Origin of the sequence: Kluyvera cryocrescens NBRC 102467 (assembly GCF_001571285.1) — a bacterium.
GTDB lineage: Bacteria > Pseudomonadota > Gammaproteobacteria > Enterobacterales > Enterobacteriaceae > Kluyvera > Kluyvera cryocrescens.
Genome location: NZ_BCTM01000010.1, coordinates 103,704 through 129,144 on the forward strand (window position 1 = coordinate 103,704; position 25,441 = coordinate 129,144).

The 25,441-nt window shown below is 54.2% G+C and carries 25 protein-coding genes and 1 other annotated feature; of the genes, 14 read left to right on the forward strand and 11 right to left on the reverse strand.

The features are described 5' to 3' along the window. Positions 1-192: 192 nt before the first annotated feature. The 6 genes from htpG to KCR01S_RS08375 all read right to left on the reverse strand — a co-directional run bounded on the left by htpG (position 193) and on the right by KCR01S_RS08375 (position 6,273). Positions 193-2,067 carry a molecular chaperone HtpG gene (htpG, locus tag KCR01S_RS08350; protein WP_061282027.1) on the reverse strand — a complete coding sequence of 625 codons (1,875 nt, stop codon included), beginning with the start codon at positions 2,065-2,067 and terminating at the stop codon, positions 193-195. 108 nt (positions 2,068-2,175) lie between these two features. After that, positions 2,176-2,781, reverse strand: coding sequence for a recombination mediator RecR (gene recR / locus KCR01S_RS08355; protein WP_061282030.1), 606 nt, complete (start codon positions 2,779-2,781; stop codon positions 2,176-2,178). Further along, entirely contained in the window at positions 2,781-3,113 is a 333-nt protein-coding gene (locus KCR01S_RS08360) for a YbaB/EbfC family nucleoid-associated protein (protein ID WP_052283815.1), read from the reverse strand. The genes recR and KCR01S_RS08360 overlap by 1 nt, the downstream gene beginning before the upstream one ends. Positions 3,114-3,170: 57 nt before the next feature. After that, positions 3,171-5,102 (reverse strand): DNA polymerase III subunit gamma/tau, encoded by a 1,932-nt coding sequence (gene dnaX / locus KCR01S_RS08365; protein ID WP_061282032.1) that lies wholly within the window; start codon positions 5,100-5,102, stop codon positions 3,171-3,173. Next, positions 3,777-3,841 (reverse strand) — a sequence feature (DnaX frameshifting element). It overlaps the preceding gene by 65 nt. 92 nt (positions 5,103-5,194) lie before the next feature. Beyond that, on the reverse strand, positions 5,195-5,746 hold the full coding sequence (gene apt, locus KCR01S_RS08370) for an adenine phosphoribosyltransferase (protein WP_035891847.1): 552 nt from the start codon (positions 5,744-5,746) through the stop codon (positions 5,195-5,197). Between the two features lie 149 nt (positions 5,747-5,895). Continuing rightward, positions 5,896-6,273 (reverse strand): DUF454 family protein, encoded by a 378-nt coding sequence (locus KCR01S_RS08375; protein WP_061282034.1) that lies wholly within the window; start codon positions 6,271-6,273, stop codon positions 5,896-5,898. Positions 6,274-6,340: 67 nt separating this feature from the next. Between KCR01S_RS08375 and priC the strand changes: the two genes are divergently transcribed. The 3 genes from priC (at position 6,341) to KCR01S_RS08385 (ending at position 8,046) form a co-directional block, all read left to right on the forward strand. Then, entirely contained in the window at positions 6,341-6,868 is a 528-nt protein-coding gene (gene priC / locus KCR01S_RS08380; protein WP_061282037.1) for a primosomal replication protein N'', read from the forward strand. 12 nt (positions 6,869-6,880) lie between these two features. Next, on the forward strand, positions 6,881-7,039 hold the full coding sequence (rsmS, locus tag KCR01S_RS24055) for a pleiotropic regulatory protein RsmS (protein ID WP_072277122.1): 159 nt from the start codon (positions 6,881-6,883) through the stop codon (positions 7,037-7,039). Between the two features lie 83 nt (positions 7,040-7,122). Then, on the forward strand, positions 7,123-8,046 hold the full coding sequence (locus tag KCR01S_RS08385) for an Rpn family recombination-promoting nuclease/putative transposase (protein WP_061282039.1): 924 nt from the start codon (positions 7,123-7,125) through the stop codon (positions 8,044-8,046). A gap of 32 nt (positions 8,047-8,078) precedes the next feature. On the opposite strand, the gene mscK is transcribed toward KCR01S_RS08385, so the two are convergent. Beyond that, complete coding sequence (gene mscK, locus KCR01S_RS08390) at positions 8,079-11,429, reverse strand: mechanosensitive channel MscK (RefSeq protein WP_061282041.1); 3,351 nt, start codon at positions 11,427-11,429, stop codon at positions 8,079-8,081. Between the two features lie 126 nt (positions 11,430-11,555). Continuing rightward, a complete protein-coding gene (acrR, locus tag KCR01S_RS08395; protein WP_061282044.1) occupies positions 11,556-12,200 on the reverse strand; it encodes a multidrug efflux transporter transcriptional repressor AcrR in 645 nt (214 codons plus the stop codon). A gap of 142 nt (positions 12,201-12,342) precedes the next feature. Here acrR and acrA point away from each other — a divergent pair, with 142 nt between their 5' ends. The 6 genes from acrA (at position 12,343) to KCR01S_RS08425 (ending at position 19,142) form a co-directional block, all read left to right on the forward strand. Then, positions 12,343-13,539 carry a multidrug efflux RND transporter periplasmic adaptor subunit AcrA gene (gene acrA, locus KCR01S_RS08400; RefSeq protein ID WP_061282046.1) on the forward strand — a complete coding sequence of 399 codons (1,197 nt, stop codon included), beginning with the start codon at positions 12,343-12,345 and terminating at the stop codon, positions 13,537-13,539. A gap of 22 nt (positions 13,540-13,561) precedes the next feature. Then, the gene (gene acrB, locus KCR01S_RS08405; protein WP_061282048.1) at positions 13,562-16,708 is read left to right on the forward strand and encodes a multidrug efflux RND transporter permease subunit AcrB; all 3,147 of its coding nucleotides are present in this window, start codon (positions 13,562-13,564) and stop codon (positions 16,706-16,708) included. Between the two features lie 545 nt (positions 16,709-17,253). Further along, positions 17,254-17,628, forward strand: coding sequence for an Hha toxicity modulator TomB (gene tomB, locus KCR01S_RS08410; protein ID WP_052283826.1), 375 nt, complete (start codon positions 17,254-17,256; stop codon positions 17,626-17,628). Between the two features lie 25 nt (positions 17,629-17,653). Further along, on the forward strand, positions 17,654-17,872 hold the full coding sequence (locus KCR01S_RS08415; protein WP_035891858.1) for an HHA domain-containing protein: 219 nt from the start codon (positions 17,654-17,656) through the stop codon (positions 17,870-17,872). A 140-nt stretch (positions 17,873-18,012) separates the two neighbouring features. Then, positions 18,013-18,567, forward strand: a complete 555-nt coding sequence (gene maa, locus KCR01S_RS08420; protein WP_061282051.1) for a maltose O-acetyltransferase — start codon at positions 18,013-18,015, stop codon at positions 18,565-18,567. A 104-nt stretch (positions 18,568-18,671) separates the two neighbouring features. Further along, positions 18,672-19,142, forward strand: coding sequence for a YlaC family protein (locus tag KCR01S_RS08425; RefSeq protein WP_061282053.1), 471 nt, complete (start codon positions 18,672-18,674; stop codon positions 19,140-19,142). Here the strand turns inward: KCR01S_RS08425 and pdxR are convergent. Beyond that, positions 19,111-20,568, reverse strand: coding sequence for a MocR-like pyridoxine biosynthesis transcription factor PdxR (pdxR, locus tag KCR01S_RS08430; RefSeq protein ID WP_061282055.1), 1,458 nt, complete (start codon positions 20,566-20,568; stop codon positions 19,111-19,113). The two genes, KCR01S_RS08425 and pdxR, sit on opposite strands and share 32 nt — an antisense overlap. A gap of 103 nt (positions 20,569-20,671) precedes the next feature. On the opposite strand from pdxR, the gene KCR01S_RS08435 reads away from it, so the two are divergent. Continuing rightward, on the forward strand, positions 20,672-21,382 hold the full coding sequence (locus KCR01S_RS08435; protein WP_061282057.1) for a GNAT family N-acetyltransferase: 711 nt from the start codon (positions 20,672-20,674) through the stop codon (positions 21,380-21,382). Here the strand turns inward: KCR01S_RS08435 and ykgO are convergent. Continuing rightward, positions 21,379-21,519, reverse strand: coding sequence for a type B 50S ribosomal protein L36 (gene ykgO, locus KCR01S_RS08440; protein ID WP_003859006.1), 141 nt, complete (start codon positions 21,517-21,519; stop codon positions 21,379-21,381). The two genes, KCR01S_RS08435 and ykgO, sit on opposite strands and share 4 nt — an antisense overlap. After that, positions 21,519-21,782, reverse strand: coding sequence for a type B 50S ribosomal protein L31 (locus tag KCR01S_RS08445; RefSeq protein WP_052283831.1), 264 nt, complete (start codon positions 21,780-21,782; stop codon positions 21,519-21,521). The genes ykgO and KCR01S_RS08445 overlap by 1 nt, the downstream gene beginning before the upstream one ends. Positions 21,783-22,065: 283 nt before the next feature. Here KCR01S_RS08445 and KCR01S_RS08450 point away from each other — a divergent pair, with 283 nt between their 5' ends. Genes KCR01S_RS08450 through KCR01S_RS08465 form a run of 4 tightly spaced genes read left to right on the forward strand, consistent with a single transcriptional unit; the run spans position 22,066 to position 25,374 of the window. Next, positions 22,066-23,097 (forward strand): isopenicillin N synthase family dioxygenase, encoded by a 1,032-nt coding sequence (locus KCR01S_RS08450; RefSeq protein WP_061282059.1) that lies wholly within the window; start codon positions 22,066-22,068, stop codon positions 23,095-23,097. 26 nt (positions 23,098-23,123) lie between these two features. Further along, positions 23,124-23,930, forward strand: a complete 807-nt coding sequence (locus tag KCR01S_RS08455; RefSeq protein WP_061282061.1) for a MetQ/NlpA family ABC transporter substrate-binding protein — start codon at positions 23,124-23,126, stop codon at positions 23,928-23,930. Next, entirely contained in the window at positions 23,927-24,718 is a 792-nt protein-coding gene (locus tag KCR01S_RS24060) for a methionine ABC transporter ATP-binding protein (RefSeq protein WP_072277123.1), read from the forward strand. Before KCR01S_RS08455 ends, KCR01S_RS24060 begins: the two co-directional genes overlap by 4 nt. Continuing rightward, positions 24,715-25,374, forward strand: a complete 660-nt coding sequence (locus KCR01S_RS08465; protein ID WP_167348821.1) for a methionine ABC transporter permease — start codon at positions 24,715-24,717, stop codon at positions 25,372-25,374. The genes KCR01S_RS24060 and KCR01S_RS08465 overlap by 4 nt, the downstream gene beginning before the upstream one ends. Positions 25,375-25,441: the final 67 nt, after the last annotated feature.

The following is a 25,441-nucleotide window of genomic DNA, read 5'->3' on the forward strand; positions in this document are numbered from 1 at the left end:
TCAATATTTTAAAAAAAGCGCTAAACGATACCACCAGAACGGCGATGGCTCAAGGAAGGAGGGGCGGCTGAAACGGTTAATGGTACGATATTTTAGCGAGAAGGGGTTTGATACCCTCTTCCACTGGCAGAGGAAGGAAACCCGCGCGAGGCCAGTTTCCTCCCCCTGCCAGAGAGAGGGTGAGGATAAGACTTACGACACCAGCAGTTGGTTCATGCGGCGAATGAACTGGTTAGGATCTTCCAGCGTACCGCGCTCAGCGAACAGCGCCTGATCGAGCAACAGTTCAACCCACTCTTTAAACTGCTCTTCGTCCTGGGTATCGGCGGTGCGTTTCACCAACACGTGATCCGGGTTCAGTTCAAAGATGTATTTCACTTCCGGTGCAGCCTGGCCCGCAGCGGCAAACAGTTTTGCCATCTGGGTGCTCATATCGTCTGCATCGGTGGTGACGATAGCCGGGGTATCGGTCAGACGATGAGTCAGACGCACCTCTTTCACGCGATCGCCCAGCAGCGTTTTCACGCGCTCTACGAATGGCGTCAGCGCTTTTTCCGCTTCTTTCGCGCTTTCGTCAACGTCATCCGCCAGTTTGTCGATGGATTCGTCGGCCTTCACCACCGACTGGAACACCTTGCCGTCGTACTCGGTCAGATAGTTCATCATCCACTCGTCGATACGGTCAGAAAGCAGCAGCACTTCGATGCCTTTCTTACGCAGCAGCTCGAGGTGCGGGCTGCTCTTCGCTGCGGCATAGCTGTCGGCGGTGATGTAGTAAATCTTCTCCTGACCTTCTTTCATGCGCGAAACGTAGTCGGCAAGCGACACGGTCTGCTCAGAAGAGTCGGTATGCGTCGAAGCGAAGCGCAGCAGTTTAGCGATCGCCTCCTGGTTGCCGTTGTCTTCCGCCGGACCTTCTTTCAACACCAGACCGAACTGTTTCCAGAAGGTCAGGTATTTCTCCGCATCATCTTTAGCCAGCTTATCCAGCATCTGCAGCACGCGTTTGGTCAGCGCATTGCGCAGATTACGGGTGACGGTGCTGTCCTGCAGAATTTCACGGGACACGTTCAGCGGCAGATCGTTGGAGTCTATCAGCCCGCGAACGAAGCGCAGGTAGTTCGGCATGAACTGCTCAGCGTCGTCCATGATGAACACACGCTGCACGTACAGCTTCAGGCCGTGCTTGTGATCGCGATTCCACATATCCCACGGCGCCTGCGATGGGATATACAGCAGGCTGGTGTACTCCTGCTTACCTTCCACACGGTTGTGGCTCCAGGTCAGCGGATCGGTAAAGTCATGGGCAATGTGTTTATAGAACTCTTTGTATTCGTCGTCGTTAAGCTCAGCTTTATTACGCGTCCACAGCGCCTGCGCCTTGTTGATTTTCTCCCAGGAAACGACGGTTTCACCGTCTTTTTCTTCCTGTTTTTCAATCTCGACCGGCAGTGCGATATGGTCGGAATATTTGCTGATAACGGAGCGCACGCGCCAGTCGTCGAGGAAATCATCCTCGCCTTCGCGCAGGTGCAGCGTAATCTCAGTACCGCGATCCGCTTTGGTGATATCGGCAACGGTGTATTCCCCCTCACCTTCGGACTCCCAGAACACGCCGTTTTCCGGCTTGTCACCGGCCGCGCGGGTGCGCACGGTGACTTTATCAGCGACGATAAACGCTGAGTAGAAGCCTACGCCGAACTGACCGATAAGCTGGCTGTCTTTCGCCTGATCGGAACCCATGGATTCGAGGAACGCCTTGGTGCCGGACTTGGCGATAGTCCCGAGATGATCGATAACTTCGTCGCGGTTCATACCAATGCCGTTATCGGCAATGGTCAACGTACGCTTATCTTTATCGAAGGAGACGCGGACGCGCAGTTCGCCGTCGCCTTCATACAGATCCGGCGTCGACAGCGCGCGAAAACGCAGTTTGTCCGCCGCATCTGAAGCGTTAGAGATAAGCTCACGCAGGAAGATTTCTTTATTAGAATACAGAGAATGGATCATCAGGTGCAGAAGCTGTTTTACTTCTGACTGAAAGCCACGGGTTTCTTGTCCTTTCATTGCAAAATACCTCAATGCTGATTACAAGGTAAAAAAAAGCGATGACAGGAAAATGGGGATGGGTAGGAAGGATTTCAAGCGAGAGCAGTAAAACCTGCTCTCGATTGATTAAAAACGAATCTTATGGCGCCCGGCCAGGGAGTGCGACAGCGTCGTGCCATCGACCATCTCCAGCTCGCCACCAACCGGCACGCCGTGGGCGATACGGCTGGCTTCAACGCCTGACTGCGCGCACAGCTCGGCGATATAGTTGGCGGTCGCCTCCCCTTCCACCGTTGGGTTGGTGGCGAGGATAACCTCGGTGAGCTGCTCCGTTTCCAGACGCTGCTCAAGTCGGTCGAGCCCGATATCGTCCGGACCAATACCGTCCAACGGCGAGAGGTGGCCCATCAGCACGAAGTAGCGGCCAGAGAATTGCCCAGTCTGCTCAATGGCGTAGATGTCCGCAGGACTCTCCACCACGCAAATCTGACCGTTCTCCTGACGACGCGGGTTCGAGCAAATGTTGCACACCTCCTGCTCGGTGAAGGTACGGCAATCGGCACAGTGGCCGATTTCCGACATCGCACGCGTTAATGCCTGCGCCAGACGCATTCCACCGCTGCGGTCACGTTGAAGCAGGGTAAACGCCATGCGCTGCGCTGACTTTGGGCCAACACCCGGCAGACAGCGCAGTGCTTCCATCAGCTGAGTTAACAGCGGACTGGTTTGCATCAGAATGGCATCTTAAAGCCTGGCGGCAGCTGCATACCGGAGGAAACGGAAGCCATTTTCTCTTTCTGCGTTTCGTCGATACGACGAGCTGCATCGTTGAAGGCCGCAGCCACCAGATCTTCCAGCATGTCTTTGTCGTCTTCCAACAGGCTTGGGTCGATTTCAACGCGACGGCAGTTATGCGCACCGTTGATGGTCACTTTAACCAGACCTGCGCCAGACTCACCGGTCACTTCCAGCTGAGCGATTTCTTCCTGCATTTTCTGCATTTTGTCCTGCATCTGCTGGGCCTGTTTCATCAGGTTACCCAGACCGCCTTTACCACCAAACATAGGCTTCTCTCTCAATAAGTCACGTTAAAGGATGACAATCGTGAGCCAGGCTCACAATCAAATGGGGCGAATACTCTCTTCATCCAAATCCGCATCGAAGAATCGACGCAGGGTCTGAATGTTATTATCCGCGATAATTGACTCGCGCGCCTGCGCAAGCTTCTCTTCGTAAATGGCCTGTCGCCACTCCAGCGGCGTACGCACCGCCGGATTATCATCTTCCACGATGGTCAATTCAACAGGTGCACCGTATAAAGTGCTCATCGCTTCGGTCAACTTCTGTAGCGCACCGGGCGAATTCAGATGCCGCTGCGTCGGACGCAGATGCAGGCACACCGCTTGGCCATTTTGTTCTTTCCACGCGTTAAGCGCGACCTGCTCAACCAGCTTTGGCAGCGCCATCTGGCTGACCTGCGCCGCCCACTCATCGCGCTCAATGGCTTCCGCCATCAGCTTTTGCGCAAGCTCAGGCGTCTTCTCATGCTCCAGCGCTTTCTTCAGCGCCTTCGGCGTGGCGACTTCCTCTTTTTTCACCTCGGCGACAGGCGTGGTCGCTTTCCAGCGATAGGCCTCTTTCTTCGCCGCAGGCTTCGTCAGCGCCGACGGGGCCGGACGCGCCTGAACGCGTTCGGATACCGATGCCAGTCTTTCCAGCGCAGCGTTATTCACCGGCCGCGCGCGGGAAGCGGCTGCCGGTTCACTCTTTTTTGGTTGGGTTGCTCCCTGGCTGCCCTGCTGTAGCTGGCGACGTGCGGCCAGCACCTGATTGGTTGAATCAGGGAGCGAAGCCGACGGGGGCGGCGTCACGGGGGCGGAGGCCGGCATCGATGGCGGCTGTTGCGTCACCGGGGCGCTAGCGGGCACAAAGGCCTGCGGCGGTGCTTCCGGTTCGGGTAGCGGCGCATTCGGATGGAATGCCAGCGCGCGCAGCAGAGTCATCTCTATGCCCATGCGGCGGTCCGGTGCATACGGCAATTCTTTACGGCCAATCAGCAGCGTCTGGTAATAAAGCTGAACGTCGGTTGGTGGTACCGTTCGCGCCAGATTGCGCATACGTTGTTCAATCGCCGCCATATCACTGCCCAGCGCCGCAGGCGACAGCTGAACCATCGCAATACGGTGCAGCAGGCTTTGCATTTCGACCAGCAGCGCTTCCCAATCAACGCCGCGCAGCGCAGCATCGTTGACCAGTTCCATCACGCGTTCGCCGTTAGCCGCCACCAGCGCTTCAATCAGCGACAGCGCCTGATCGTCATCAAGCGTGCCGAGCATTTCGCTTACCGATACCGTGGTGAGCTGGCCTTCCCCGCTGGCAATCGCCTGATCGGTCAGACTCAGCGCATCACGCAGGCTACCGTCCGCCGCGCGGGCCAGCAATTGCAGGGCGCGAGGCTCGTGGCTGATATGCTCTTCATCAAGTATGTGCTCTAGCTGATGGCGAATCTGTTCAACGTCAAGCGCTTTCAGGTGGAACTGCAGGCAACGCGACAAAATCGTCACCGGCAGCTTTTGCGGATCGGTGGTCGCCAGCAAGAATTTAACGTGCGCAGGCGGCTCTTCCAGCGTCTTCAGCAAGGCATTAAAGCTGTGACGGGAAAGCATGTGCACTTCATCGATCAGATAGACCTTAAAGCGGCCGCGCGCCGGCGCATACTGGACGTTGTCCAGCAGATCGCGGGTATCTTCAACTTTGGTACGCGAGGCGGCATCGATCTCAATCAGATCGACAAAACGCCCCTGTTCGATTTCACGGCAGTTATCGCACACGCCGCACGGCGTCGCGGTAATGCCGGTTTCGCAATTGAGTCCTTTAGCCAGTAAACGGGCGATAGACGTTTTCCCCACACCGCGGGTGCCGGAAAAGAGATATGCGTGATGAATGCGCCCTAACGATAAGCCGTTCGCCAGTGCGGTCAGCACATGTTCCTGGCCGACGACGTCAGCAAAGGTTTGTGGGCGCCATTTTCGGGCTAAGACCTGATAACTCATTGGCTGGCTCTGAAACGCTGGAAGGTGGATTCTGGAAGGGGTAATGCTATCACAGCCCCGCCAGATCGGCGAGGCTATGTATCGGGAAATGCTTAGTGACCCGGGAAATTCACCAGGCTATAGCTGGTGATGCCCTGTTTTTCCAGGCGCTGCTCGCCGCCGAGATCGAACAGGTTGATGATGAATGCCGCATCGTGCACTTCACCACCCAGACGACGAATCAGCTTCACGGTCGCTTCGATTGTGCCGCCGGTCGCCAGCAGATCGTCAACCACCAGCACTTTGTCGCCAGCTTTAATTGCATCAACGTGGATTTCCAGTTGATCGGTGCCGTATTCCAGCTCATAGCTTTCAGCAATGGTTTCACGCGGCAGTTTACGCGGCTTACGTACCGGGACAAAACCTACGCCCATCGCCAGCGCAACCGGCGCACCAAACAGAAAACCACGTGCTTCGGTCCCCACCACTTTGGTGATACCGGCATCTTTGTACTTCTCAACCAGCAGTTCAATGCTGAGCGCGTAGGCTTTCGGGTCTTCCAGTAAGCTGGTGACATCACGGAAAAGAATGCCAGGTTTTGGATAATCCTGGATGCTCTGGATGCTGTTCTTCAGATATTCAAGCTGCTGTGCAGTAGCGGTCATAGGTTTGTGCCTAATTAAAACAGTGTTACTCAAGGCGAGCAAAACGGGTTAAAAATGTTGAATGCTTAAATTTTAACCGGGCGCGCCTGTGCTCGAAAACGCCAGAATTTACTGGCTAGCTCGTAGAATTGCAACACCATTAATGCGGTTCACGACTTTTGTTGTTCTGCATCAACCACCGGGATACGCCACATGAAAATCAGCAGCGCGCAGAGAATCACCAACAGCAGCAGGCGAACCCAGAGCATGTTCACTAGCCATAGCGAGATCGCAAAAGTCAGTAAAATCAGCGCAATCGCCCGTGGCTTAGCCCCCGGCGGCATCGCTTTATAGCGCTGCCAGTGGCGTAAATAGCCGCCAAACCACGAGCGGTAGAGCAGCCAGGCGTAAAACCTCGGCGACGATCGGGCAAAGCACCACGCGGCCAGCAGAATGAACGGTGTCGTCGGCAGCAGCGGTAAAACCACGCCAAGGGTGCCGAGGGCTACCGCCAGCCAGCCAATAATGAGTAGAATAGTACGCTGCATAATGCGAATCGTTATCAAATGAGTCTGCTAATGTAGCATAGCCGATAAGATTAAAACGGAGAACCTGGTGAAAACGGCCCTGCTTTTACAAACGCTAGAACAACAGCTTGCCCGTTTGCAGACGCGTATCGCGCCGCAGGCCACGCATGCCACCCTGAGCGCCCGTTTCGATCGCCAACTCTTTCGTACGCGCAGCACGCAAATGCAGGCCTACCTTGACGAAGCGCAGGCAAATTTTCACGAGCTTAAACATGCCGTTGAGCAGCAGAAGCTGCCGCAGGTTGCCTGGCTTGCCGAGCGCCTGACCGCGCAACTTGAAGCAATTAGCCGGGAGAGCGAAGCCTGGTCGCTGCGGGTATGGGACAGCGCATCACCCGGCCTACGCCGCTGGCAGCGCAAACGGTTGGAAACGCAGGATTTTGAACGTCGTCTGCTGGAAATGAAGCAGCAGCGCCAACAGCAGTATCAGCAGGCCATCACGCTGGATGACCAGCAGCGCCTGGCACGTGAAATTACCGCTTTTGATGGCCGCATCGCGCGCTGTCAGCAGGCGCTACAGGAAATTGAACGAGTGCTCGCGCGGATGACGCGCTAACAAGGAGAAGCTATGTCGCTGGAAAACGCCCCGGATGATGTCAAACTGGCGGTTGATATTATCGAGCTGCTGGAGAGCAATCAGATCGCCCCGGAAATTGTGCTAAGCGCGCTGGAAATGGTGCGGCAAGATTATGTTAACAAGCTAAAAAATGCGGAAAACGCATCGTAAAATACGCAATTGCCAGCTACCTCGCCGTCATCGTCTATGGCAAATTTTCCGTCACCGTATGGAAAAGGTGATGACGGATTATCATGAAAATTTTCTCGGCGACCCCGCACGACGCCATTTTTAAGCAGTTTTTACACCATACGGCGATCGCCCGCGATTTTCTGGAAGCCCACCTTCCCGCTGGCCTCCTCGCACTTTGCGATCTGGAAACGCTGCAACTGACTTCAGGCAGTTTTGTTGAAGAGGATCTACGAGCCAGCTACTCCGATATTCTCTACGCGCTGCAAACCCGCGATGGACCAGGCTATATCTACGTATTAATTGAACATCAAAGCTCCACGGATAAATTGATGGCCTTTCGCCTGATGCGCTATGCCATCGCCGCCATGCAGCGGCACCTGGATGCTGGCCACGACATGCTGCCGCTGGTGATCCCGATGCTTTTTTATCACGGTTGCGCCAGCCCCTGGCCCTATCGCCTGAACTGGACGGCGCTGTTTGCCGATCCCGCGCTGGCAGCCCAACTGTATACGCACGATTTTCCGCTGGTGGATATCACCGTGATTCCCGATGATCAGATCATGACCCACCGCCGGATGGCAATGCTGGAACTGTTGTTTAAACATATACGTCAGCGCGATCTCGCGACGTTACTCGACCGCCTGGGGGCACTGCTGATAGAAAATTGGTTAACTGCTCCACAGTTAGCGGCGCTGATTCACTATATGCTGCAGGCGGGCGGCACGCAGCAGCCGGAACAACTCATCGCCAAACTCGCGGAATATTCACCACAGCATAGGGAACAGCTAATGACCATTGCAGAATGGCTCGCCGAAAAAGGGCAAAAGCAGGGTGTAGTACAAGGAATGGAGCAAGGCGAAGCGCTTGGTCGTCGGGAAGAGGCCGTTAAGATTGCGCATAACATGTTAAACGCCGGGCTCTCAGTCACTCTGATAACCCAGTTGACCGGCTTAACCGCCGATGATCTCGCCATTCAGACCGAGTAAAAGAGGGCGACATCTCTGTCGCCTTTTTTCCGTTAATCCGCAATCAGCGGCGTGCCGTCGTTTTTATTGTCCCGCTTCACTTCCGTCACTTCATCGCCCTTTTCATTATGCAAATGCACTTCCAGTTGGTTAAAGGCAATGTTGATGTCATTTTCACGACACAGACGATCGATGGTGCGGTTCAGCTCATCAACGGTATAGCTACGATCGCGCAGCTCGCGAACGTACAGACGCAGTTCGTGATCGAGCGTGCTGGCCCCGAAGGTGGTGAAGAACACCGACGGCTCCGGATCGTGCATCACTTTCGGATGGCTGGTCGCCGCCTGCAGCAGCACGGCTTTCACTTTATCCAGATCCGAGCCGTAAGCCACGCCGAGGCGGATAACCACACGGGTAATGGTATCGCTGAGCGACCAGTTGATCAGACGTTCGGTGACGAACGCTTTATTCGGGATAATGACCTCTTTACGGTCAAAATCGGTAATGGTGGTCGCACGAATACGGATCTTACTGACCGTCCCTGAGAAGGTGCCGATGGTGACGGTATCGCCAATACGCACCGGACGCTCAAACAGAATAATCAGGCCGGACACGAAGTTACCGAAGATCTCCTGCAAACCAAAACCAAGACCAACGGACAGCGCGGCGGCCAGCCACTGCAGCTTATCCCACGATACGCCAAGCGAGCCAAAGACGGTCATGGCCCCGACGGCCAGAATGACGTAGTTAAGGATCTGCGTAATCGCGTAGGAGGCCCCCTGACGCATGTTCAGCCGCGAGAGCACCAGCACTTCCAGCAGCCCCGGTAAGTTGCGAATCAGCGCCCAGGCCACCATCGAGGCGATAATCGCAAACAGCAGGCTGCCCATGGTGACGTTTTTCACCACGCTGGCGCCAGCCTCGGTGCCGCTGTAATGCCATAGCGTAATGCTGTCGAGATAGCTAAACACGGTGATCAAATCAGACCAAATCGCCCAGAACACCACGCCAAACAGCGCCACCATCACCAGCATGGTAATGCGCAGCGTCTGCTGGTTGATTTGTTCCAGCGCGATGGTCGGTTCTTCCTGCGGCTCGGCCCCTTCGGCGCCCTCTTTCACCATGTTTTGACGGCGGGCGACCGCGCGGCGGTATGCGATGCGGCGCGCGGCCACGCTTAGGCCACGCAGTACGGTCTGATACAGCAGGTTCCAGAAAATAACCAGATAAACGGTTTCAATCCAGCGGCCAGAAAGGCGCAGCGTAGTATAGAAGTACCCGGTGGCAGTGAGCACCATCAGCCCCACCGGAACCAGCGACAGCACGGTGACGGTGAGCAGACGCAGGCTGTGCGACTCTTTGTCTCGCCAGCTTTCACGACACATCGGCCACGCCAGAATCGCGATAACCAGCAGGTTCAGTAGAATAACAAACTGCCCCAGCACGTCATCCATCAGGTTCAGCGGCGAAAGCTCAGACACCACGGACCAGAAGTGCAGCGGCAGCAGCGCGAGGCTGATACGGACAATCTGACGTCGCCAATGGCTGGTCAACTGTTCTGGCATATTGAAGTGGCGCACAGCCACGCCATTTTTCTCCAGGACCTTCCAGCACAGGCCAAAGACCAGCCAGAAGATTGCCAGCTTTTTACAAAATGCCCACAGCAGTACGCTGATATTCAGCTGCATCGTCAGCAGCACCAGGCCTACCGCCAAAATAAGCAGTACCACCGGCAAGGCGCGGATGAGGTCGATCAAAATCGCTTTTGGCGTGTGCAGTTGACTGTCGTTACGCAGGTTACCAACCTGATCGCCAAGCTTATTCTGATAATCACGCAGCCACTGCAGCCGCCAGCGAATCAAACCGGCAATCAGCAGCAGAGGCAGCCCGGCGAGGAAAGCAATAAATACCGCAGGCCACGCCTTCTCCCAGTTCACGGTGATTTTCATCGCCTTAAACTGGTCTTTCAACGCGCCAGGGAAGGATTTAATCCAATCCCAGTCCATCGGTCTGTTGCTGTTCACCCAGAAGATTTGCTGCGTCAGAATGGATTTCAAACTTTTCGACACGCTCATCAACTGCTGCTGATTGATTTGCAGGTTGATAGCCATCATCAGTTGGTTGCCGAGCTGTTTGTTGATAAGGTCGAGCATTTCGCGGCGCGCATCCACAATCTGCAGCAGCGCATCATGAACTTCACTATCCACTTCGCTGCTGTGACCTTCTTCCAGCTTGGCGACAAACTCATCGCTCTGGAACAGCGCATCACGCTGCTGGTTGATTTCAAATTGCTCGAGCCGCAGGTCGGCAATGCGCGTGGTCATATCTTCCAGCTCGTCCGCCGACGGCAGCGTCTGCTGCTGCTGGTAGAGAATACGCGAAAGCAGCAGACTGCCTTTGAGTACGGCGATTTGCTCTTTGACATTGCTTTCCGACTGCAGCGCGCGATCAAGCCAGGTTTTGACCCGGATATTTTGCTGCACCAGTTGGTTGCCGCTTTCGGTGGCGGTAATCAGCTTCTGGCTCAGTTGATGGTTAATTTCCAGTTCCTGTTTTACCAGCGGGTTCCCCTGAATCCGCGCGGTTTCTTCAGGCGAAGCGGTCTCCGCGGCGGTTTTTTCCGACAGCAGTAGACGCTTGCTGTTAACCGCTTCTTGCAGCAGCTGGAGTTGATGTTCAAGGCGGGTACTGTATGCGGTCACGTAATCACGCTGCTTTTGCAGGGTATCCTGAAGCACCGTGTTGCCCGCAAGGCTTTTACGCTGGAACTCGATTTCAGCATCAAGCAGCGTTTTTTGCACCTGCATCATCGTCTGCTGAGTGGGACGCAGCGTATCGCCGACGGTGGTACCGTTCAGGCTATTACGCACCTGCAAAAGCTGCTGCGACGCCGAATTCATGGCGTTCTGAACGCGTTCCGGCTGCGTTTGCAGCGACACCAGTTGACTGTTGTAGGTGGCCAGATCGTTTTGCGCATTTTGCAGGTCGTCAACGGCCTGCGACACGCGCGCTTCCAGTTGACGAAGCGACAACGTACTCAGGGTCTTGCGCGTCTCGTCATCATTATCAACATCGCTTAGCGCATTCAAATTCTCCGTCGCCTGACGCAGCTTGGCTGGCGCTTGATCCACCTGCTTTTGCAGCTGCGCGGACTCATCCTTCACGCGGTCGATTTTATCCAGCAACTGGAGCGTTTCGCTCAGGTCCTGTACCACCAGCTTGTCCTGCGGCGTCAGGTCTTTCTTATTATTAAGGGTATTAAGCTGATCCTGAACATCAGCGCGGTCAGGAATATCATTATTACTTAGCGCGCGAGCTTGCACCGCGGCAATAGAAAAGAGAAAGCAAACAGCGACAATGAAAAATGCAGAGATCGTAGCCCGTGGGCGGATGTTATGCAGCATAATGTTAACACGAGTAGTGGTTAAAGCCGGTAGCGAGCCGGAGAGAATTACCGGCGCAGAATAGCACTTAAGACAACGGTCGAATAGCCAGAGAACCCAGGATTCTTCCAGGTAATTTCTTAGACGTTAAGTATCCGTTTCCCCGCGTAGCGTCGGGCAAAATTGGTACATTTCGATTAAAATCGCGACATAGGCTCGCGCTTCAGCCCGCAGGTCGAACAACGTCGGCGTCGACAGCCAGTTCTCCATGAGCCCGGAAATATAGCTGCGAGTGAGAATAGCCGCCCGGCGACTTAATAAATTGGTCGGTAATGCTTTTGCCATCACACAGTCATTTAACGCCTGTTCAATTCTATCGTAACTTTCTATACATAAATTATGCTGTGCCTGTTGCACAACCGCCATTTCACCGACAAACTCACACTTGTGAAAGATAATCTCCATCATCAAGCGTCGGCGTTCTTCAACCACGGTTGCTTCCAGGATGTAAACAAGGATTTCCCTTAAAACTGAGAGTGGATCGTCCGGGAATTTTACCCGATACTCAATTTCAAGATCGCTGATGCTGGATTCTGATAACGCCCAGATTTCGTTAAAGAGATCCGACTTATCCTTAAAGTGCCAGTAAATGGCGCCGCGCGTCACCCCGGCCGCTTTTGCAATCTCGGCCAGTGAAGTGGATGATACCCCCTGCTGTGAGAACAACCGTAGGGCAACATCCAGTATGTGCTGACGCGTAACTCGCGCTTGTTCTTTGGTTTTTCGTGCCATAGGTCGGTGAATTTGCAGAGGTTAGATTTACATACATTTATGAATGTATGTACCATAGTATGACGATAATACGAACGCAGCAATGGGTTTGTGGACGCTTGTTCCATTGATCAATTTGAAATCGGACACTCGAGGTTTACATATGAACAAAAACAGAGGGTTAACGCCTCTGGCGGTCGTTCTGATGCTCTCAGGCAGCTTAGCGCTAACAGGATGTGACGACAAACCAGCTCAGCAAGGAGCCCAACACGCGCCAGAAGTCGGCGTAGTGACGCTCAAATCTGAACCTCTTGTAATCACGACAGAATTACCCGGCCGCACAAACGCATTCCGCGTAGCGGAAGTTCGTCCGCAGGTCAGCGGTATTATTCTGAAGCGTAACTTTACCGAGGGTGGCGATATCACCGCGGGCGAGTCGCTCTATCAGATTGATCCAGCCACCTATCAGGCGTCTTATGAAAGCGCAAAAGGCGATTTAGCGAAGGCACAGGCCGCCGCCAATATCGCGAAATTGACCGTTAACCGCTATTCAAAACTGCTCGGCACTCAGTACATCAGCCGTCAGGATTATGACACCGCTGTCGCCGATGCACAGCAGGCTAACGCCGCCGTGCTGGCCGCGAAGGCCGCCGTTGAAACCGCACGCATTAACCTGGCTTATACCAAAGTGACTTCGCCGATCAGCGGACGCATTGGTAAATCCAACGTAACCGAAGGTGCGCTGGTGCAAAACGGTCAGGCTACGGCGCTGGCAACCGTGCAGCAGTTAGATCCTATCTACGTTGATGTCACCCAATCCAGCAACGACTTTTTACGTCTGAAGCAAGAGCTGATGGACGGCAAACTGAAGCAGGAAAACGGCAAAGCGAAAGTGGACCTGGTGACCAACGATGGCATCAAGTATCCGCAGAGCGGCGCTCTGGAATTCTCTGACGTTACCGTTGACCAGACCACCGGTTCGATTACGCTGCGCGCGGTCTTCCCGAACCCAGACCACACGCTGCTGCCGGGAATGTTTGTCCGCGCACGTCTGGAAGAAGGGACCAACCCGAATGCGCTGCTGGTTCCACAGCAGGGTGTAACCCGTACGCCACGTGGTGATGCTACTGCGCTGGTGGTAGGTGAAGGCGATAAAGTCGAGACCCGTCAGATCGTTGCAACACAGGCCATTGGCGATAAATGGCTGGTGACTGAAGGTTTGAAAGATGGCGATCGCGTGATTATCACCGGTCTGCAAAAAGTGAAACCGGGCGTGCAGGTTAAAGCCCAGGAAGTCACTTCTGACGCTAAACAGCCGGCCGAAGCTGGTGCAGCTCCGTCAGAACAAACCAAGTCTTAACTTAAACAGGAGCCGTTAAGACATGCCTAATTTCTTTATCGATCGCCCCATATTTGCGTGGGTGATTGCCATTATTATCATGCTGGCTGGGGGGCTATCGATCCTCAAATTGCCGGTAGCGCAATATCCGACGATTGCGCCGCCTGCGATTTCGATCACGGCCATGTACCCCGGTGCTGACGCCGAAACGGTGCAGAACACAGTCACTCAGGTTATCGAACAGAACATGAACGGTATCGATCACCTGATGTACATGTCCTCCAACGGCGACTCCACCGGTACTGCAACCATCACGCTGACCTTCGAATCCGGTACCGATCCGGATATCGCCCAGGTACAGGTGCAGAACAAACTCGCACTGGCAACGCCTCTCTTGCCGCAGGAAGTTCAGCAGCAGGGTATCAGCGTTGAAAAGGCTTCCAGCAGCTTCCTGATGGTTGTCGGTGTTATCAACACCAACGGCACCATGAACCAGGATGACATTTCTGACTACGTCGCCGCCAACATGAAGGATGCGATTAGCCGTACCAGCGGCGTCGGCGACGTTCAGCTGTTTGGTTCTCAGTACGCAATGCGTATCTGGATGGACCCGAACAAACTGAACAACTTCCAGCTTACGCCGGTCGATGTGATCAGCGCGCTGAAAGCGCAGAACGCCCAGGTTGCCGCAGGTCAGTTAGGCGGTACGCCACCGGTTAAAGGACAGCAGCTGAACGCCTCTATCGTGGCGCAGACGCGTCTGACGAACGTGGAAGAGTTCAGCAACATCCTGCTGAAAGTGAATCAGGATGGTTCCCAGGTTCGCCTGCGCGATGTCGCGAAGGTTGAGCTAGGCGGTGAAAACTATGACGTCATCGCTAAGTTTAACGGCCAGCCGGCTTCCGGCCTGGGGATTAAACTGGCAACCGGTGCTAACGCCCTGGATACCGCTAACGCGATCCGTGCAGAACTGGCGAAGATGGAGCCGTTCTTCCCATCGGGCCTGAAAATTGTTTACCCGTACGACACCACGCCGTTCGTTAAGATCTCGATTCACGAAGTGGTGAAAACGCTGGTTGAAGCGATTATCCTCGTGTTCCTGGTCATGTATCTGTTCCTGCAGAACTTCCGTGCGACGCTGATTCCAACCATCGCTGTACCGGTGGTGCTGCTCGGGACCTTTGCGGTACTTGCCGCGTTCGGATTCTCGATAAACACCCTAACGATGTTCGGGATGGTGCTTGCCATCGGCCTGTTGGTGGATGACGCCATCGTGGTGGTCGAGAACGTTGAGCGTGTGATGGCCGAAGAGGGTCTACCGCCAAAAGAAGCCACGCGTAAGTCCATGGGCCAGATTCAGGGCGCACTGGTCGGTATCGCGATGGTTCTGTCGGCGGTATTTATCCCGATGGCCTTCTTCGGTGGCTCTACCGGGGCAATCTACCGCCAGTTCTCCATCACTATCGTTTCCGCGATGGCGCTGTCCGTACTGGTTGCGTTGATTCTGACGCCGGCACTGTGTGCCACGATGCTGAAGCCAATTGAGAAAGGCAGCCACGGTGCAACCACGGGCTTCTTTGGTTGGTTTAACCGCATGTTCGATAAGAGCACGCACCACTACACCGACAGCGTAGGTAACATTCTGCGCAGCACCGGTCGTTATCTGCTGCTTTATCTGATCATTGTGGTCGGCATGGCGTTCCTGTTTGTCCGCCTGCCAAGCTCGTTCCTGCCGGACGAAGACCAGGGCGTATTCCTCAGCATGGCGCAGCTGCCTGCCGGTGCGACCCAGGAACGTACGCAGAAAGTACTGGATGAGATGACTAACTACTATCTCACCAAAGAGAAGGACAACGTTGAATCCGTCTTTGCCGTTAACGGCTTTGGTTTCGCGGGTCGAGGCCAGAACACCGGTATCGCCTTCGTCTCCCTGAAAGACTGGAGCCAGCGTCCTGGTGATGAAAACAAAGTTGAAGCGATTACCGGCCGTGCGATGGGCTACTTCTCGCAGATTAAAGATGCGATGGTGTTCGCGTTTAACCTGCCGGCTATCGTAGAACTGGGTACCGCAACCGGCTTCGACTTCCAGCTGATTGACCAGGCCGGTTTGGGCCACGAGAAGCTGACGCAGGCGCGTAACCAACTGTTCGGTATGATTGCCCAGCACCCTGACGTGCTGACCGGCGTTCGTCCTAACGGTCTGGAAGATACGCCGCAGTTCAAAGTCGATATCGATCAGGAAAAAGCGCAGGCGCTGGGCGTTTCTATCAGCGACATCAATACCACACTGGGTACAGCCTGGGGCGGTAGCTACGTCAACGATTTCATCGACCGCGGTCGTGTGAAGAAGGTGTATCTGATGTCTGAAGCGAAATACCGTATGCTGCCGGAAGATATCGGTAACTGGTACGTTCGCGGTAGCAACGGTCAGATGGTGCCGTTCTCAGCCTTCTCAACCTCGCGTTGGGAATATGGTTCTCCACGTCTGGAACGTTACAACGGTCTGCCATCGATGGAAATCCTGGGTCAGGCTGCGCCGGGTAAAAGTACCGGTGAAGCAATGAACCTGATGGAAGAGCTGTCGGGCAAACTGCCAGCGGGTATCGGCTATGACTGGACGGGGATGTCCTATCAGGAACGACTCTCCGGTAACCAGGCCCCTGCCCTGTATGCGATTTCACTGATTGTGGTGTTCTTGTGTCTGGCAGCGCTGTACGAGAGCTGGTCGATTCCGTTCTCCGTTATGCTGGTGGTTCCGCTGGGGGTTGTTGGTGCACTGTTAGCCGCCACCTTCCGTGGCCTGACCAACGACGTGTACTTCCAGGTCGGCCTGTTGACCACCATAGGGCTCTCGGCGAAGAACGCCATCCTGATTGTTGAGTTCGCCAAAGACTTGATGGACAAAGAAGGTAAAGGCCTGATTGAGGCGACGCTGGAAGCGGTTCGTATGCGTCTGCGTCCAATCCTGATGACCTCACTGGCATTTATCCTCGGCGTTATGCCGCTGGTTATCAGTACCGGTGCAGGTTCCGGTGCACAGAACGCCGTCGGTACTGGCGTAATGGGCGGGATGGTCACCGCAACGGTTCTGGCTATCTTCTTCGTACCGGTGTTCTTTGTTGTTGTGCGTCGTCGCTTTAGCCGTAAGAGCGAAGACATTGAGCACAGCCACAAGGTTGAGCATCACTAAAATTCTGACTGGCAAAGGGTCGCGAAAGCGGCCCTTTTTTTATGCCTCTTTTTGATAAAAATGCCAGGTACACACCACGCTCATTTTTTAATCAATCATTAAAAAGTGTGATATTGTATTCGCGATTAATATTAAAAATAACGATTCGTGGTATAAACGGAAATTGAGATTTGTCTTTATCTTATTTTCAATAAACAGGATTGCCTGTCATTTCCATAAGAAATTAAGAATATTCCTAAGAGACATTGTCGGACCTTTGTGAAACATTTGCTGTCTAAGGTAATGGCTCGGTATTATCGATAGATCCTTCTTATGTGGAAACAAGACGTTAGCTTTTAATGCGCATGGGCATCCTCAGAAGAAAGAAAAATTAATCGCCAGAGGATAAATTGTAATTTTTCGTAATAGCTCGGTGAAATCTGTTCCAGAGTAGATTATAGTTACAGCAGATCGGGAACATGTGCATGTTTCTGGCTAACCAGTAGTACCCATCCCGCACCGGCATTTGTTATTAGCTGTTTGTACCAGAATCAGGGGGATGCGTTATGGACGAATACTCACCAAAAAGACATGATATCGCACAGCTTAAGTTCCTTTGCGAAACGCTGTATCATGACAGTCTCGCCACGCTGGAAGAGAGCAACCATGGCTGGGTAAATGACCCTACCTCGGCAGTTAATCTGCAGCTTAATGAACTGATAGAACATATCGCAACGTTCGCACTTAATTATAAAATTAAGTACGATGAAGATAATAAACTGATTGCACAGATTGACGAATATCTGGATGATACTTTCATGCTGTTTGGCAACTACGGCATTAATAGCGATGACCTTCAAAAATGGCGTAAGTCAGGGAACAAACTGTTTCGCTGTTTTGTCAACGTGAGCCGTGCTAATCCTGTTAGCCTTTCTTGTTAAAACTATTACAATCAATGGGTGAATTATGTCTGATAAACCATTAACTAAAACTGATTATTTGATGCGCCTACGACGCTGTCAGTCAATTGATACGTTAGAGCGTGTAATTGAAAAAAATAAATATGAACTTTCCGATAATGAACTGGCGGTATTTTACTCAGCAGCCGATCATCGTCTGGCCGAATTGACCATGAATAAACTGTACGACAAAATCCCGTCAACCGTCTGGAAGTTCATTCGCTAATCTTTATTCCATTGTGAGTACAAGGCTCTCTCCTCCCGTTTGACCTATAACTGTGATTATTATCACAACTACGGATTGGGAACGTTCCCTAAGAATCGTTAGCCTTTTATGGTAATAGCTTCCTGAAGACGGAGGCTCACATGAGTACTGAAAAACATAAAATGATTGCGGGCGAACTCTATCGTCCGGCAGACGACACGCTAAAAATGGACCGGGTTCGCGCCAGGCAACTCATCCACCGTTATAACCATACGGCTCCCGATGAAAAAGCCATCCGCGCTCAGCTGCTGCGCGAGCTATTAGGCCAGGGCGACGACGCCTATATCGAGCCCACGTTCCGCTGCGACTACGGTTATAACATCTACCTTGGCACCAATTTCTACGCTAACTTCGATTGCGTTATGCTGGACGTTTGTCCTATTCATATCGGCGATAACTGCATGCTGGCGCCGGGCGTGCATATTTATACCGCAACGCATCCACTGGATCCTGAGGCGCGTAATAGCGGCATGGAATACGGTAAACCGGTCACCATTGGTCATAACGTCTGGATTGGTGGGCGGGCGATTATTAATCCCGGGGTAACCATCGGCGATAATGCGGTCATCGCTTCAGGCGCAGTGGTCGTCAAAGATGTTCCGGCAAATGCCGTGGTTGGCGGTAACCCGGCAAAAATCATCAAAATGATCAGCTAGGCGCGCTGTCGACTGTTATGCTTTTTTGCAACCGATCTGTTACTTTCCGTGTGGATTAATGCAACATAGAATAGGTCAATCCGCCTTCCGTTGCCGAGCTTAAGATGTCAGAGATCCAGCGATTACTCACGCAAACCATTGATGAATTGAATACCACTGAAAAGCGCGACAACCGCCCGCGCTTTAGTATCAGTTTTATCCGCAATCATCCCGGCCTGTTCATCGCCATGTATGTCGCCTTCTTTGCGACCCTGGTGGTGATGATGCGTTCCGACACGCTGGCGGATTCGGTCTGGTTGCTCTGGCTGATGTTCGCGCTGCTTAACGGCTTCTTCTTCTTTGACGTCTACCCACGCTATCGCTACGAAGATATCGATGTTCTGGATTTTCGCGTCTGCTATAACGGCGAATGGTACAACACGCGTTTTGTTCCGCCGCAGTTAATTGAACGTATTTTGAACTCCAGTCGCGTAGATGGTCAGTCGAAAACGCAGCTGCAAAAGATGCTCTCCACCAAAGGTGAGTTGTCGTTCTACGACGTGTTCAGCCTGACCCGTTCTGAAGCTGCTCAATAAGCCGCTGTAGCGTGCGGATTGCCGTTGCAAACTGTGATGCCGACGTGTTGCCGTACCCCAGCACCAGCCCCGTACGGGCGTGCTGGCGGTTAAGGTAAAATGAGCTCAATGCGCTGGGCGCTATCTGATGCGCATGTGCCAGACGAACCAGCGCCACATCATCAACCCCATCAATCGCTACCGTCAGATGCAGTCCTCCCTCCCCAGCCATCACGCTATGCGCGACCGTCAACTCCTGTGCCAACGCCTCATGCAGCTGCGATTGCCGTTTACGGTATAAACGCCGCATCGACGCAAGATGGCGAGCGTAATGCCCCTCTTCAATAAACCGGGCCAGGGCACGCTGTTCAGCGCGATGGCCGCCGCGCAGCAGCGCGCGAATGGCCGGCTGTGCTGATTCAACCAACGCGGACGGCAGTACCATAAAACCGATACGTAGCGACGGAAACAGGGTCTTACTAAAAGTGCCTAAATAAACCACCGGTGCATTGCTAACCATTCCACGCATCGCCGGAATCGGTTCGCCGCTGAAGCGAAACTCACTGTCATAATCATCCTCCACAATCCAGGCACCCTGCTGGCGAGCAAACGCCAGCAGCGCCAGGCGTCGCGAAGCGCTCAGCACGCTGCCGGTTGGATACTGATGTGAAGGCGAGGTGAAAATCAGCGTGGGCGTCGCTAAATCGCGATCGATGTTCATTCCTTCTTCATCCACCGGCACACCCTCCAGCCGAAGTCCGGCGGCGCTAAAGGCGCTTCTGGCGCCAAAATATCCCGGTTCTTCGACCCAGGCAGTTTGCCCTGGTTCGCTAAGCAGCTGAGTGCAAAGATTTACCCCTTCCAGCGCCCCTTCGGTAATCACAATCTGCCGGGCATCGCAGTCGATACCGCGTGATAGTGCCAAATGGCGAGCAATGGCGACCCGCAGTGGCCATTCCCCTGCGGAATCCCCATAACCCAGCAGGCGGCTTCCCTCTTCGCGCAACACGCCATCGAGCAATCGCCGCCATAGCGGCAGCGGAAAATAGTTAAGCGCTGGTGTTCCCGGCGCAAACAGCAATGGCGGTGTATCGCGCGGCAGCACCGGCGGCAAAGACTGCAAGCGCAACGACAATGCGGCGGCACTGAACGCTGGGCAGTCCCGATTTTGCGGCTGCGGTAGTGCGGTTACCCGCGAGCCGCGACGATCCCGATGCAGATACCCTTCCATCGCCAACTGCTCCAGCGCTGCATTGACGGTATTGCGTGAAATCGATAACCGCTGCGCCATGACCCGCGAACCGGGGAGCCAGCTTTGCGCCTGGAGCTGCCCCTGCATAATTGCCTCTCTCAGCGTGCTGTAGAGACGGCGTTGCAGCGTTTCACCCGCGCGCGCCTGTAGCGAACGTATAAGCATAGCGAAAAAGGGATCGTCGGGAATATTCATCGGGCCTCCTCGTGGCACCATTAAAAGATACCTTGATGGCACTTTTTATGGAACCAGTAAACTTATACGCTCGACGTATTGTTTATTTCCCCAAGGAGAGGTTATGAGTCAACTTAATCAATTCGGTCAGTTAATTGGTGATGCCCTGCAAGATTGGCAGCCGCGTCCACATCCGCAGCGCGTGACGCTGGAAGGCCGCTATTGTCGCCTGGAGCCGCTAAGTCTTCAGCATGCCGAGGCGCTGTTTGCCGCCCACCAGCAGGCAACGGATACCCGCGGCTGGACCTGGCTGCTGCGCGAGCCGGAAAGCTCAGTCGAAGAGTATCGTCAGTGGATTGCGAGCATCGAAACGTTACAGGACCCAATCCAATTTGCGGTGATTGATAGCCGCACCGGGCTACCGGTTGGTTCCCTGGCGCTGATGCGTATTGACCCGAAAAATGGTGTGATGGAGGTGGGCCACGTTCATTTTTCTCCGCTGTTGAGCCGTACGCCGGCATCAACGGAAGCGCAGTGGCTATTGATGCGCTATGCCTTTGAAACGCTAGGATATCGCCGTTACGAGTGGAAATGTAATAGCTTTAACGAACCGTCGCGTAAGGCTGCGCTGCGCTTAGGTTTTCAGTTTGAAGGGCGCTTTCGTCAGGCGCTGGTGATTAAGGGCCATAATCGCGATACCGACTGGTTTTCCATTATTGATGGCGAGTGGCCGGCACTCAACCTGGCATTTCAGAAATGGCTTGCCGTCGACAATTTTACCGCCGACGGCAAGCAACGCCAGTCCCTGGAGACATTACGTAAAGCCAGCGCTTAACGACGTTTCTTACGCCCCTGCACCGCCTTAAAGCGGGGGTTAGATTTGCAGATAACGTACAAACGCCCTTTGCGTTTGACGATCTGGCAATCCGGATGGCGCTGCTTTGCGCTGCGCAACGAGTTAAGCACCTGCATCATGAACCTCTTTTTACATCAACAAAGCGACCAAAACGCTGGGTGAACCGCGCCACGCTGCCTTCTGTCGAAGCGGTACGTTGTTTACCGGTGTAATACGGATGCGATTTGGACGAAACATCAATCGTGACATACGGATATGTCACCCCTTCCAGCTCAATTTCCCGGTCGGTTTTAATGGTGGATCCCACGGTAAAGAACTCATTAGCGCTGGTGTCATGAAATACGACAGGACGGTAATGGGGATGGATATTGGCTTTCATCTGACCCTCACTTAATATGTTATAACATAACAATTACGATACGCCGTCATCCTGCACATTACAACCCCTCTCTTTACAGGGACTTTTCTTTTGCCAGTTTTCGCAAAAGCTCAGACCCCCGCGCGAACATAAATTAGAAATTAACGTTATTGGAGCCGATTTTTGCAATCAGGCAGGCTGTAGCTATCAACCTACAGGAGAGATCCCATGCAGCGCTGTTGTTGTCATCCCCCACTCGCACCGCCTGAGTTACCCAGTATGAATCTGCAAAACGGAGATAATAATGAGCCTTACCACTCTGCCTATTCTGAGCCTCGCGCAGTACCAACAGCCGTCTGAACGCGAGGCATTTTTAGCGCAGCTGCGTCACGCAGCCCGCGATGTTGGTTTCTTCTATCTGACCGATCACGGTATCAACGATGCCCTGCAGCAGTCGCTGCAATCTGAATCCCGCCGTTTTTTCGCCCTGTCCGACGAACAAAAACAGCAGGTGGCGATGATTCATTCCCCACATTTCCGTGGCTACAACCGCAGTGCTGCCGAGCTAACGCGCGGCCAGCCGGATTGGCGGGAACAGTTTGATATCGGCGCCGAGCGTCAGGCCGTGTCGTTACGCGAACATGACCCGCGCTGGCTTCAATTACAGGGGCCTAATCTGTGGCCAGAATCACTGCCGACCCTGCGCCCAGTTTTACTGCAGTGGCAGCGGGCGATGACGGAAATGGCAATGACGCTGCTGCGCGCTTTTGCCCAAGCGCTCCAACTGCCGCCGGAAGCCTTTGACACACTGTATGGTGAAAAGCCCAACGAACATATCAAGCTTATCCGCTACCCAGGGCAGCAAGAGACGCAAAGCAGCACTCAGGGCGTGGGCGCGCACAAAGATTCCGGATTTCTGAGTTTCCTGCTGCAAGACGAACAAAAAGGATTGCAGGTGGAGGTCAGCGACGGCCAATGGATTGACGCCAAACCGCTGCCGGGCAGCTTTGTGGTCAATATTGGCGAATTGCTGGAACTGGCGACCAACGGCTACCTGCGGGCCACCGTTCACCGCGTGGTATCACCACCGGCCAACCAGCAACGACTCTCCATTGCCTTTTTCCTCGGTGCACAACTCGACGCGGTGGTGCCGGTCTATACGCTACCGGAAGCGCTGGCGCGAGAGGCCAACGGGCCGCAAAGCGATCCGCAAAATCCGCTGCTGCGGGATGTCGGCTGGAACTACCTGAAAGGTCGCCTGCGCTCTCATCCAGACGTGGCCGAACGCTATTACCGCGACGTACTGCGCGCACGCAGTGAACAATTGATTGCCTGATCCTCATTCTAATAAGGAAACACAACATGAAACACGCTGCATTTAAACTGGCAGGAATAGCATTGTCCCTTTCTCTGGCCTGGAGCGCCTCCGCCGAACCGCTGCGCATTGCCGCCGATCCGGTGCCGCACGCCGAGATCCTCAACTTCATTAAAAAACAGGATCCGAAACTCGATCTGAAAATCGTCGAGCTCACCAGCGGCGTGAATGCTAACGAACTGTTGGCCAACGGCGATGTTGACGCCAACTATTTCCAGCACGTGCCGTATTTAAAAGATCAGGAAAAAGCGCTGGGTAAAACCTTTGCTGTCGCCGCTACCGTGCACATTGAGCCGCTGGGCATTTATTCGCGTAAGCATAAAGATCTGCAATCGCTGCCGGAAGGCGCCACCGTCGCGGTACCTAATAACACCACCAATTTAAGCCGCGCGCTGTTCCTGCTTCAGAGCAAAGGGCTGATTAAGCTGGATGCGAAATTTACCGACCCGGCGACAACCCTCGCCACGCCGAAGGATATCGTTGAGAACCCGCACAAGCTGAAAATTCTCGAAGTGGAATCACCGCAAATCCCGCGTTCTCTGGACGATGTGGATCTTGGTGTTATCAACGGAAACTATGCGCTGGAGGCCGGCTTATCGCCAGCCAAAGATGCGCTGGGACTGGAAAGCGCCACCAATAATCCTTACGCCAATATTCTGGTGACGAATCCACAGTTGGCCAACGATCCGCGAATTAAAGAGCTGGCGAAAGATCTCACCTCGCCACAGGTTGCTGAGTTTATCCGCCAGCACTATAACGGCTCCGTGATTCCGGTTAGCGCGCCAAAATCATGATCGTCATTGAAGGGCTGACAAAGCAGTATGCCGGGAGCGGCCAACCGGCACTCAACGACGTCTCGTTTACCGTTCCGAAAGGAGCGATTTACGGAATACTGGGGCGCAGCGGCGCGGGTAAAAGCACCCTGATTCGCTGTCTAAACCTACTGGAGCGGCCCAGCGCGGGGCGCATCCTGTTTAACGGTGAAGATATCGTGCAGTTCGATAAGGCGCGTCTACGCGCCCATCGCCTGCGCACCGGCATGATTTTTCAGCACTTCAATCTGCTGCACGCCCGTAACGTTGCCGACAACGTGGCGGTACCGCTGGAGATCGCAGGCGTAGCGAAAGCACAGCGACAACAAAGGGTTGCGGAGTTGCTCACGCTGGTCGGGCTGGCTGATAAAGCGGCCGCCTTTCCCTCGCAGCTCTCCGGCGGGCAAAAACAGCGCGTGGGCATTGCCCGCGCGCTGGCAGCCGACCCGGACGTGCTGCTGTGTGATGAGGCCACCAGCGCGCTCGATGCCGAAACCACCGCCAGCGTACTGGCGCTGCTGGAAACCATCAATCGCCAGTTAGGGCTCACTATCGTCCTGATTACCCACCAGCTCGAAGTGGTGAAAAATCTCTGCGATCACGCGGCGCTACTGGAAAGTGGTGAACTGCAGGAGAGCGGAAAAATTGCCGACCTGCTGGCCGCCCCCTGGTCACGTCTGCGGGATATCTTGCTCGGCGATGGCGATGAAGAACGCCGCTTCCTTGCGCGTCACGGTCTGGACAGGAGACACCTATGCATAGTCGCATGAGCTGGGAAGATTTATGGCCTTTATTGGTTGATGGCACGTTGGACACACTTTACATGGTCGGTCTGGCGGCCCTGTTTACCGTCCTGATTGGCCTTCCGCTTGGCGTGCTACTGTTTCTTTCGCGCCGCCACGGACTGATGCCGATGCCACGGGTGAATGCCGTGCTGGGGACGATTATCAACACGGGCCGTTCGCTGCCGTTTATCGTGCTGCTCATTGCCCTGATCCCCTTTACCCGTCTGCTGGTGGGAACCACCCTCGGCAGTACGGCGGCGATCGTGCCCATCACCATCGGCGCATTTCCATTTTTCGCACGTCTGACCGAAAGCGCGCTGGATGAAGTGGACTACGGACGTATTGAAGCGGTGCTCTCAATGGGCGGTAACATCTGGCACATCATCACCAAAGCCCTGCTGCCTGAAGCCCTTCCGTCGCTGCTGGCGGCTACCACGCTGACGATCGTCATGCTGATTGGTTTTTCCTCCATGGCCGGCGTTATCGGCGGCGGCGGGCTGGGCGATCTGGCCATTCGCTATGGTTATCAGCGTTTCAACGATCAGATCATGGTCGGGACGGTATTCATCCTGGTGCTGATGGTACAAGGAGTGCAAATGGGCGGCGACAGATTGGTCAGGGCGTTGGCGCATCGGCGATAAACCGAGGGAGAGCCGCCAGAAATCGATTTCACGCAATAAGCACATGGAATGTCAGGTATACTTGTCA